Source organism: Nitrospinota bacterium (genome assembly GCA_016235255.1).
Lineage (GTDB): Bacteria > Nitrospinota_A > UBA7883 > UBA7883 > JACRLM01 > JACRLM01.
Genome location: JACRLM010000002.1, coordinates 1 through 8,953 on the forward strand (window position 1 = coordinate 1; position 8,953 = coordinate 8,953).

12 protein-coding genes are annotated in these 8,953 nt (G+C 54.8%); 2 read left to right on the forward strand and 10 right to left on the reverse strand.

Annotated features, from left to right (window positions below; translation table 11 throughout):
* Positions 1 to 124: 124 nt before the first annotated feature.
* From HZB29_00085 to HZB29_00115, 7 genes are all read right to left on the reverse strand, one after another.
* On the reverse strand, positions 125 to 562 hold the full coding sequence (locus tag HZB29_00085) for a hypothetical protein (GenBank protein ID MBI5813992.1): 438 nt from the start codon (positions 560 to 562) through the stop codon (positions 125 to 127).
* On the reverse strand, positions 559 to 873 hold the full coding sequence (locus HZB29_00090; protein MBI5813993.1) for a nucleotidyltransferase domain-containing protein: 315 nt from the start codon (positions 871 to 873) through the stop codon (positions 559 to 561). Before HZB29_00090 ends, HZB29_00085 begins: the two co-directional genes overlap by 4 nt.
* On the reverse strand, positions 860 to 1,285 hold the full coding sequence (locus tag HZB29_00095) for a nucleotidyltransferase substrate binding protein (protein MBI5813994.1): 426 nt from the start codon (positions 1,283 to 1,285) through the stop codon (positions 860 to 862). Before HZB29_00095 ends, HZB29_00090 begins: the two co-directional genes overlap by 14 nt.
* Positions 1,285 to 1,923 carry an MgtC/SapB family protein gene (locus HZB29_00100; GenBank protein MBI5813995.1) on the reverse strand — a complete coding sequence of 213 codons (639 nt, stop codon included), beginning with the start codon at positions 1,921 to 1,923 and terminating at the stop codon, positions 1,285 to 1,287. Before HZB29_00100 ends, HZB29_00095 begins: the two co-directional genes overlap by 1 nt.
* 9 nt (positions 1,924 to 1,932) lie before the next feature.
* Complete coding sequence (gene alr, locus HZB29_00105; GenBank protein MBI5813996.1) at positions 1,933 to 3,042, reverse strand: alanine racemase; 1,110 nt, start codon at positions 3,040 to 3,042, stop codon at positions 1,933 to 1,935.
* A gap of 54 nt (positions 3,043 to 3,096) precedes the next feature.
* Complete coding sequence (gene dnaB, locus HZB29_00110; protein ID MBI5813997.1) at positions 3,097 to 4,503, reverse strand: replicative DNA helicase; 1,407 nt, start codon at positions 4,501 to 4,503, stop codon at positions 3,097 to 3,099.
* Positions 4,504 to 4,741: 238 nt separating this feature from the next.
* Positions 4,742 to 4,924: a hypothetical protein gene (locus tag HZB29_00115; GenBank protein MBI5813998.1), complete on the reverse strand. Its 183-nt coding sequence runs from the start codon at positions 4,922 to 4,924 to the stop codon at positions 4,742 to 4,744.
* Between the two features lie 190 nt (positions 4,925 to 5,114).
* Between HZB29_00115 and HZB29_00120 the strand changes: the two genes are divergently transcribed.
* Positions 5,115 to 6,833 carry an NAD-dependent malic enzyme gene (locus tag HZB29_00120; GenBank protein MBI5813999.1) on the forward strand — a complete coding sequence of 573 codons (1,719 nt, stop codon included), beginning with the start codon at positions 5,115 to 5,117 and terminating at the stop codon, positions 6,831 to 6,833.
* Complete coding sequence (locus HZB29_00125; protein MBI5814000.1) at positions 6,830 to 7,624, forward strand: indole-3-glycerol-phosphate synthase; 795 nt, start codon at positions 6,830 to 6,832, stop codon at positions 7,622 to 7,624. The genes HZB29_00120 and HZB29_00125 overlap by 4 nt, the downstream gene beginning before the upstream one ends.
* Before the next feature lie 32 nt (positions 7,625 to 7,656).
* Here the strand turns inward: HZB29_00125 and HZB29_00130 are convergent, their stop codons facing one another.
* The 3 genes from HZB29_00130 to HZB29_00140 form a co-directional block, all read right to left on the reverse strand.
* The gene (locus HZB29_00130) at positions 7,657 to 7,929 is read right to left on the reverse strand and encodes a DUF1844 domain-containing protein (protein MBI5814001.1); all 273 of its coding nucleotides are present in this window, start codon (positions 7,927 to 7,929) and stop codon (positions 7,657 to 7,659) included.
* A 137-nt stretch (positions 7,930 to 8,066) separates the two neighbouring features.
* Positions 8,067 to 8,291, reverse strand: coding sequence for a DNA-directed RNA polymerase subunit omega (rpoZ, locus tag HZB29_00135; protein MBI5814002.1), 225 nt, complete (start codon positions 8,289 to 8,291; stop codon positions 8,067 to 8,069).
* 61 nt (positions 8,292 to 8,352) lie between these two features.
* The gene (locus HZB29_00140) at positions 8,353 to 8,712 is read right to left on the reverse strand and encodes a TraR/DksA family transcriptional regulator (GenBank protein ID MBI5814003.1); all 360 of its coding nucleotides are present in this window, start codon (positions 8,710 to 8,712) and stop codon (positions 8,353 to 8,355) included.
* Positions 8,713 to 8,953: the final 241 nt, after the last annotated feature.

Genomic DNA, 8,953 nt, shown 5'->3' on the forward strand with positions numbered 1-8,953 from the left:
ATCCATTCTTCCCTTGCCAGTTTTCCCGTTACCGTTTACTCTTTTCATGTGACCTCCTTGCTTTCCGTTGTTTTCGTTCAAAAACATGGTAGCAGGTGAGGTCATACCTTCGTTTCAACTAAGTTTAGGACACTTTCGAAAACACTCCAATTGGAGAGCATAGCCTCAATCTATAATCGCCATTATTTCGTGATATCAAATCAATAAATACGGACTGGCTGGGATGGATATCGCGAGAAACAGCGTTATTTCCCCTTGTTTGATAGTGCGTCCATTGCAACGGTACCGGCAAGAAGTTTTCTACTATACTTCTATTACGGATAATTTTTTCTGCATACACTTCAACCTCTCTTGCAGTGCCCTTGCCTTCATTTTCCATCAATAAACGCCAAACGTCTTGAGTGACATTGCCATTCGCCTGACTGTTATGAGCAACAGTTTTAATCCCGAGTTTTGGTTTTTCAGCCCACCTTTTCATCCGGCCATCGAATGTGGCGATAACCAAGGCAGCCATTGTAGAAAGAAGCGACACCACAATGCTCAGAATAGATTCACCCATCATTTTTCCGTATTTCCCATCAAAACCTCATGCGCCCCCGCGATTATCTTCCGGAATTGCGGGCTTGTTCTGGCCCATTCAACAATATCCACCCGGAACGGCAAATCGGATTCGCTGAACGCCTCTTTCATCTGCGCCAGCGTGGAAATCGGCATTGGTTCTTCCCCCATCACGGCCAGGTCCAGATCGGCGAACTTTTTAACACTCCCGTTCAGCCGGGAGCCAAACACCCAAATTTCCCTGTCATGGCCGTATTTGCGCAAAATAGACTTCACGGTTTCAAGATCGCGATCATTTACATTAATCTTTGCCAAGGTTGCGCCGCTCCAGTTCTTCCAGCAAAAATGATATATCCTCGCTGAATTCGCCCAATGATGCGGCGATCAGCTCCGCCTTCTCATTGTTGTATGTATGGCTGGTGATGTTCCGTTTCTCGCGATAGTCCCGGAATCTCGCAATATCCATTATAAATCCGGCTTCGGCGCCAGCCCGGATGATTTCCATGTAATTCATCTGGTCTATCGCCGAAGAATCCGGAACCGCGGACTCAAGCCATCGCTTGAGCATTTTGAAGGCAACCTCGTGGGTGAACTCAAAGGCCTGTATGGCCGCCGCGCGGAACTGCTCGCGAAGATTCGGGTCTTTGGCCAGATCGGAGTTGAGATAGCCCATGCTCTTATCAAGGGCGGCTATGGCGCTCTTAAGCGCTGAAAGATCAAGTATCATCACAATATCCTCAACTCTATCAGATTCGGCGTCTGTTTCATCCTGCGGTAAAAGTCCGTCAGCTTGCCCGCGTCCGTATATTTGAGCGATACGGTGTGCTCGATAATTTTCTCTTCTTTCAAATACCGGTACTTGTTCTCGACAGCTTTTATTCCGAATTCTTTTACAATCGCGCGCACGTCCAGTTCCTCGTCGCCGGATGTCTTGATCAATATGTCGGCGTAGTTTTCCTGCGCCAGGGCCGATTCAAAATACTTCAGCAATACAAGGTTGGCTATTGCGATGGCCGTGGCCACGGCCGCAAGAAGGTATTCGCCGAATCCCACCGCCATTCCCACCGCGCTGACCACCCATAAAGACGCCGCCGTGGTCAACCCTCTCACGAGGTTGCCGGTCTTCAATATCGCCCCGGCGCCGAGGAAGCCGATTCCTGTTATTATCTGCGCGGCGATCCTGCCCGGATCGGTCACAGTCCCGTATATCTCGTAAGCCCGGATGGAGATTATCGTGAACAGGCACGAGCCAAAGCACACAAGTAACTGGGTGCGGAATCCCGCCTGCCTGCCGCGTATCTGCCTTTCGATGCCGATAAAGGCGCCGAACAGGGCGGAAATCAAAAGTTTCAGGACAGCTTCCATAATGCCCGGCTATTTATTGATGTAAAACCTCTCGGCGCGCCTGCCGATTCCGCACAGAATTTCGTATGCTATCGTCCCGGCCTCGCGCGCAAGCTCCACGGCGGCAACTTTCAGCCGCCCTTCTTCGCCGATCAGCGTGGCGATGTTCCCCTCTTTGACATCAACGCCTGTCACGTCGAACATGGCGCTATCCATGCATATCGTCCCGATCTGGGGCGCGTATTTGCCGTTTATGATAGCACGGGCCTTGCCGCTTAATACCCTGTGATAGCCATCGGCGTAACCCAAACTTACCACCGCCACCTTGCGCCGGCCGGGGCTTGTCCACCGCATGCCGTATGAAACGCTGTCCCCTTTTTTCACATCGCGCACAAAGCTCACCCTGGCATGTAGGCTTAGCACTGGCTTTAGACCCGCGTCTTTTTCCCCGAATTCCTGGACGCCATAAACGCTTATCCCGGGGCGGACCATGTCATACCGCGATTCCGGATGCAGGAAAATCCCGCCGCTGTTGGCGGCGTGCCGGGGGGGGAGGGCGTGTCCGCGGGCCTTTATCGCCGCCAGGGCGCCGTCAAACAGTTCTAATTGCGCGGCGGTGAAACCTCCTCCGTTGCCGCTGTCGGCAAGGTGGGTCATCACACTAGCGATCCTGATCCCTTTTAACGCCGCGATTTTTTCATACATCACCACGGCGCCCTCCATGTCCGCTCCAAGCCTTGCCATGCCGGTGTTGAACTTCACGTGGACCACAATCGGCCTGCGCACCCCCCTTCTTGCCAGCGCCTTAGCCCCGGCAAGCGAACTTACGGACGCTTCCAGGCCAAGCTCCGCCATATCACTCGCCTGTTCAGGGAACACCCAGTCCAGAAGGATTATGCGCCCCTTTATCCCCGCCTTGCGAAGCTCCATCCCCTCCGCCACCGTCCCGACGCAAAGCGCGGCCACTTCCTTGCGTTTCACCAGCTCTTTGGCTATCGCCACGGCTCCATGTCCATAAGCGTTGGCCTTGATGACCGGAAGAAGGGGAACCTTGGCGACACGATGGATCAAGTCCACATTGGCGTGGAGCCTGCCAAGATCGATCCGCGCGAAAAGTGGATGGAAGTGTTTCATGCCCAATGATACGCAAAACTCCGCGTTACGGCAAACAGTCAATAGGCAGGATTCGCCCTGCTACAACCCCTCGTCATATCCCTGGTATTCGGCCGGCTCCATGCGCGAAAGGTCCTCGAACCTGGTGAAGTCCTTGAGGAACGCAAGTTTAACCGTCCCCAGCGGGCCGTTTCTCTGCTTGCCTATCACGATCTCGGCCACACCCTGCGCGTCCGGCTTTTCCTTATTATAAAACTCTTCGCGGTACACGAAAAGCACCAGGTCGGCGTCCTGCTCGATGGATCCCGATTCGCGCAGGTCCGACAATTGCGGCTGCTTGACCGTCCGGTCCTCCACCTTTCTGGACAGCTGGGAGATGGCGATCACCGGCACGCCAAGTTCCTTGGCCAGATTTTTTAGCGACCTGGTTATCTCCGACACCTCCAGGGTGCGGCTCTCCACCCTGCCACGGGACTGCATAAGTTGCAGGTAGTCTATTATCACCAGGTCCAGCCTTCCCGCCTCCGCCTGAAGCCTGCGGGCCTTCGCCCGGATGTCCAGCACGGTCTGCCCCGGCGTGTCGTCTATATAAATATTGCTTTTGTGCAGGCGTCCGGCGGCGGCGGTCAGCTTCGGCCAGTCGCTTTGCGCCAGGTATCCTGTCCGCAGCCTGTGGCCGGAAACCTTCGCCTCCGAGCACAGCATGCGGAGCACAAGCTGCTCCGAGCTCATTTCAAGCGAGAATATGGCCGCCACCCGCTCCTCCTCGATGGAGCACATGTTCTGGGCGACGTTTATGGCGAACGCCGTCTTGCCCATGGAAGGCCGCCCCGCCACTATGATCAGGTCGGACTTCTGCAGCCCCGCCGTCTTCTCGTCCAGTTCCTTGTATCCGGTGGGTACGCCCGTCACAAGCTGCTTGCTTGCGTACAGGCTCTCCACCGTCTTGATGCTGTCCTTGATTATGCTCTTGATCGGCTGGAGGGTCTTGCGGACGCGCTGCTGTGAAATGTCCAGCACCATTTTCTCCACCTTGTCGAGAAGCCCTTCCACGTCCTCGCTGTCCTCGTAGGACAACGTCACCACCTCGCCTGCCACGGTGATAAGCTTGCGGAGGACCGCCTTTTCACGCACAAGCCGGGCGTGGGCCTTGACATTGGCGGCGGTGGGGACCATTTCCACCAGCTCGGCCAGGTATTCCACGCCGATTTCCTCCTGCCACCCTTTCCTGCGTAGCGCCTCGGAAAGGGTCATCAGGTCCACAGGCTCGCTTTTTTCGTAAAGCTCGATCATCGCCTCGAATATCTTGCGATGGGAAGGCTTGTAGAAATCGTCCGGCCCGGAGAGGCTTTCGATGGCCTTCGGGAGCGCCTCGTTGTCCAGCAGAATGGCGCCGAGCACGGCCTGCTCCATCTCCACGTTCTGAGGAGGGATCCTGCCCGGGATCCTAAGCTCCTTCGGGGACGGCGCGTACGAAGAATCGCTCATTTATCCACCAACCACTTTTTGAAAATCAATAGTCCGCCACGTCATAAAGTTTGTGAATGACCGGCGGAGGGTGTGATTATTACACAAAGAGACGCGGGTTAGAAAGGAAATGAAATGAAAAAATTCAGCCCAAAAGACTGGACGCGGAAGGGGTTGTTTTAGCGCATGATTGCCAGCCCTTTGCGCGGCCGTGGAGAGCCGCGCAAGCATTCAAACAAAAAAACTTCTTCGCAACGGATCAGGCTTTGGCGGCAAAATGGGGCACATTCGCCTTCACCCGCAGCTTCATGTTGCCCGCCGCCTGCATCGGCGCCTCGAACATGTTCAGCCCGCTGCCAAGCTTTGGCAGCCAGCGTTTCATCGGATACGCTCTCAATAGCGCCAGTTTGCTTCCACCATCGACCTTTAATGCATTTTCCATCTCTGAAAACCCTCCTTGGTAAATATCCGCCCCCACAATCCTTTGCGGAGGCCAAATTCAAAACTCTTGCCTTTAATATCGGCGCGAAAAAAAAACCCTTGAGACTTTTTTTATTGCGGGATTATAGTTGACCAGTGCTAACTTGCGGTTTTACAAGCCATATTCGCTGAATAAGCCAAGGGGGTGGGCCATGAGTCATTTCGACATCAAACGTGACACGAACGGTGAGGAGTATATAGATGTGGACCAGTCCGGGACCGATCTTTTGTACAACCATCTTCTCAATAAAGGGACAGCCTTTTCCGAGGACGAGCGCCACGAGTTTGAACTGGATGGCCTTTTGCCGGCCAAGGTCGTCTCTCTTGAAGAGCAGATGTTCCGCGTGTACGAAAACTATCTGGGCAAGCCCACAAACATCGAAAAGTACATCCATCTGCGCTCGCTGCAGGACAGGAACGAGACCCTGTTCTACGCCCTCGTAAGCTCCCATCTGGAAGAAATGGTGCCGATCATATACACCCCCACCGTCGGCGAGGCGTGCCAGAAAGGGAGCCATATTTTCCGCCACGCCCGGGGGCTTTACATTATGCCGGAGAATGTGGACAGAATGGAGGCCATGGCCCGCAGCATCCCGTCCGATAATATAGAAATCATAGTGGTGACGGACAACCAGGGGATACTGGGAATCGGCGACCAGGGGGCGGGCGGGATGAACATTCCGATCGGAAAGTTATCTCTATACACTCTTGGCGCCGGGATCGCCCCATGGGTTTGCCTGCCCATATCCCTGGACGTTGGGACGGATAATAAGGCGCTTCTGGCCGACCCGCTTTACTTAGGGTCCCGCCAACCCCGGCTGATGGGGGCCGATTACAATTCCTTCATAGACAAGTTCGTGGCCGGGGTCCGCAAGAATTTCCCCAACGCCCTTTTGCAATGGGAGGATTTCTCCAAGGCCAACGCCTTCTCCAACCTGGACCGGTACCGGGACAAAATGCTCTCGTTCAACGACGACGTGCAGGGGACCGGCGCGGTGGTGCTGGCCGGGATCACCGGCGCGATGAAGATAACGGACGAGGAGCTCATCGAGCAACGGTTCGTTGTGTATGGGGCCGGGGCCGGGGGCATAGGCGTCTCCCGCCAGATTCGCAACGGGCTTATGGACAAGGGGCTGTCCCGCAAGGATGCCGCCTCAAAGGTGATGGTGGTGGACAGCCGCGGCCTGGTCGTCGCCGACAGGAAGGACAAAGAGGAATACAAGATGGAGTTCGCCGTCCCCCGCGACGTCGTGCGGGACTGGAAAGTGGCCAATCCCGACAGGATATCGCTGGAGGAAACGGTGGCAAACGGCAAGATCACCGCGTTGCTCGGCCTTTCAGGGCAGCCGGGCACATTCACAAAGACCATTGTGGAGACAATGTGCCAAAACACCATGCGGCCTGTCATATTCCCGCTGAGCAACCCCACAAGCCAGGCGGAGGCAAAGCCGGCGGATGTTTACGAATGGTCGAAAGGACGGGCGATCGTGGCCACCGGAAGCCCATTCGCGCCCGTTACAGTCGAAGGGCGGACATTCAGGATTGGCCAGGGGAACAACGCCTTCATTTTCCCCGGCGTTGGCCTTGGGGTGATGGCGGCCAAGGCGAAAATAATCACCGACGAAATGTTCACCGCCGCCGCATACAGGCTGGCCGAGCTTATGCCGGCGGACGCGCACCAGAGCCATTGCGTGTTCCCGAAGGTGCCGGACCTGCCACGGGTGTCCATTGAAGTGGCCGAGGCGGTATTCGAAACGGCTGTGAAGCAGGGACTGGCGCAAACCGCCGCGCCAAAGGATGGTGACGTAAAGAAGATGATCAAGGGGCGCATATGGAAGCCCGCGTATTTGCCGTACAAGAGGAAAAAGTGACCCTTCACAAAACACTCTTCGCCATACTGGACCATAAGAGGGAGGAGGTGGACGCAGCAAAGTCCATCTTCCCCGAAGAGGAACTTTTAAAGGCCGCCGGGCGGCGTGGTAAAGCCAGGTCTTTATATTCGGCGATAATGGCCGGGAACGGCCTTCGTATCATCGCAGAAGTAAAACGCTCGTCCCCTTCCGTAATGCTTATGGCGTCCGGATTCGATCCTAAATCAATCGCCATGGCATATGAATCGGCTGGGGCCGCGGCCATATCGGTCCTTACCGACACCCGCTTTTTCTGCGGTTCGCCATACTTTCTGCCGGTGATCCGCGATGCTGTTTCCATCCCGGTATTGCGAAAGGATTTCATCATAGACCGCTGGCAGGTTGCCGAATCGGCGGCGCTGGGGGCGGACGCCATGCTGTTGATGACCGTAAATTTTGGCGGCATTTCCCGGCTGGAGGATCTTTATGAATACACCCTCAAGCTTGGGATGGAGCCTTTGCTGGAAATCCATTCGGCGGATGAATGGGACGCCATAAAACATCTGCGCCCGAAGATTGTCGGGATCAATAACAGGGACTTCAAGTCGCCCAATCTTGAGGTGGACGTGGCCGCCACGCTGGCGGTGGCGCCGCTGATTCCAAAGGATGTGGCGGTCGTCAGCGAAAGCGGACTGACCAGCAATGCTGAGCTTGTAAAACTTTCGGCGGCTGGCGCCAGGGGATTCTTGATTGGTTCCGCCTTCATGCGCAATCCCGATCCAGGGGCGGAACTGGCGGCGATGCTGGCGTGAAGCTTTCCGGCGGCCGCCGGTAAAACCTTCGGCTATTTCTTGTTCATCAGCTCCACGAACATCATGCGAAGCTCGTAGAGCGTGTGGGTGAAAAGCTTCTCCTCGTCGGCGGTGAGGTTGCCTTTTGTCTTGGCCTCCAGCATGGCAATGATGTCTATGGTCTGCTTGGCCAGGTCAAGGTTGATGGAGGTCTTGCCCGAATAGGGATCCTGAAAACCTCCCATGTGGTACATGGCGGAGGAGGAGAGCGAAAGGATGAACGTGGAAAAATCAATGGGTGGAGCGGACGTTTCCCCGTCGCCCATCTTTTGCGCGGCTGGCTCTTTGATGGCCGGTGATTCAGAGGCGGGCTGCTTATTGTCCGCCTCCTCCTCGGCTCCGCTCCTTTTCCGTTTATCAATGAAGGAAAAGGACTTTTCCTCCTTTTCGCCTTCCACCGGTCTTAACCGAAAAGCTCCGCGGCCGGCGTGATCTCTTCCTTGCGCGGCTCGATAAGCCCTTCGCTGATTTCCTTTAGAGCCACGTCGATAGGCTTCATGTCCTCCGGATCGAGCATCGGGGGATCGCCCTTGATAAGCTGGCGCATCCTCATGGCGATGAGATTGGCCAGCAAATATTTCTGTGGAACTTTCTGCAGCGCCTTGTTGTAAAGCTCGGGATTGAACATTTTTATGACCACCTGATGTTATTCAACATGTTGATAATATATCAGCGCAAACGGGCCGCGCTCACTCGTTCGCCACTTTCTTCTCGACTTTGTCCTGGCAGTCCACGCAATACAGGGAATACGGCAGGACCTCCAGCCTTTTCTTGGGTATGTCCCCGCCGCATTCGGCGCAGATGCCGTATTCGCCGTTGTCTATTCTGGCTATGGCCTCGTCTATCTGGCGAAGTTCGTCCTGACCGCGCGTCTTAAGAGTGAAGGACATCTCCTGCTCGTAACTGGACTCGGCCAGATCCGCGTCATCCCCATGACGGATGTCCATTTCCTTTTTAATGTCCTGGTCAATATGCTTGTCCGTGTCAAGGAGCATGGCACGCTTGCGTTTCAGGACTTTTTTAAACTCGTTGAAATTGTTCTGTTTCATACAACAGATCCCTTTATTGCCTAACCTTTACAAAGCCACCGCCAACAAAAAGCCCTTTAGCTTAACATTTACAGACAATTTTGGCAAACCAAATATCCATAACGAATTGCCTCATATTAAAAGTAACCGAAGAATTAGGCGAAAATGATTCGATGCCTCATGTTTCATGTAACCGAAGGGAGCATGGAATATGGGCAAAAGCGCCAGAAAAGAATACCTTGCGAAAATCAAGGGCCGCTAC

Coding starts and splice junctions, on each gene's coding strand:
- HZB29_00115 (MBI5813998.1), bottom strand. CDS start 4,924: ATGGAAAATGCATTAAAGGTCGATGGTGGAAGCAAACTGGCGCTATTG.
- HZB29_00140 (MBI5814003.1), bottom strand. CDS start 8,712: ATGAAACAGAACAATTTCAACGAGTTTAAAAAAGTCCTGAAACGCAAG.
- HZB29_00085 (MBI5813992.1), bottom strand. CDS start 562: ATGATGGGTGAATCTATTCTGAGCATTGTGGTGTCGCTTCTTTCTACA.
- HZB29_00100 (MBI5813995.1), bottom strand. CDS start 1,923: ATGGAAGCTGTCCTGAAACTTTTGATTTCCGCCCTGTTCGGCGCCTTT.
- rpoZ (MBI5814002.1), bottom strand. CDS start 8,291: ATGTTCAATCCCGAGCTTTACAACAAGGCGCTGCAGAAAGTTCCACAG.
- HZB29_00130 (MBI5814001.1), bottom strand. CDS start 7,929: ATGGGCGACGGGGAAACGTCCGCTCCACCCATTGATTTTTCCACGTTC.
- HZB29_00095 (MBI5813994.1), bottom strand. CDS start 1,285: ATGATACTTGATCTTTCAGCGCTTAAGAGCGCCATAGCCGCCCTTGAT.
- HZB29_00120 (MBI5813999.1), top strand. CDS start 5,115: ATGAGTCATTTCGACATCAAACGTGACACGAACGGTGAGGAGTATATA.
- dnaB (MBI5813997.1), bottom strand. CDS start 4,503: ATGAGCGATTCTTCGTACGCGCCGTCCCCGAAGGAGCTTAGGATCCCG.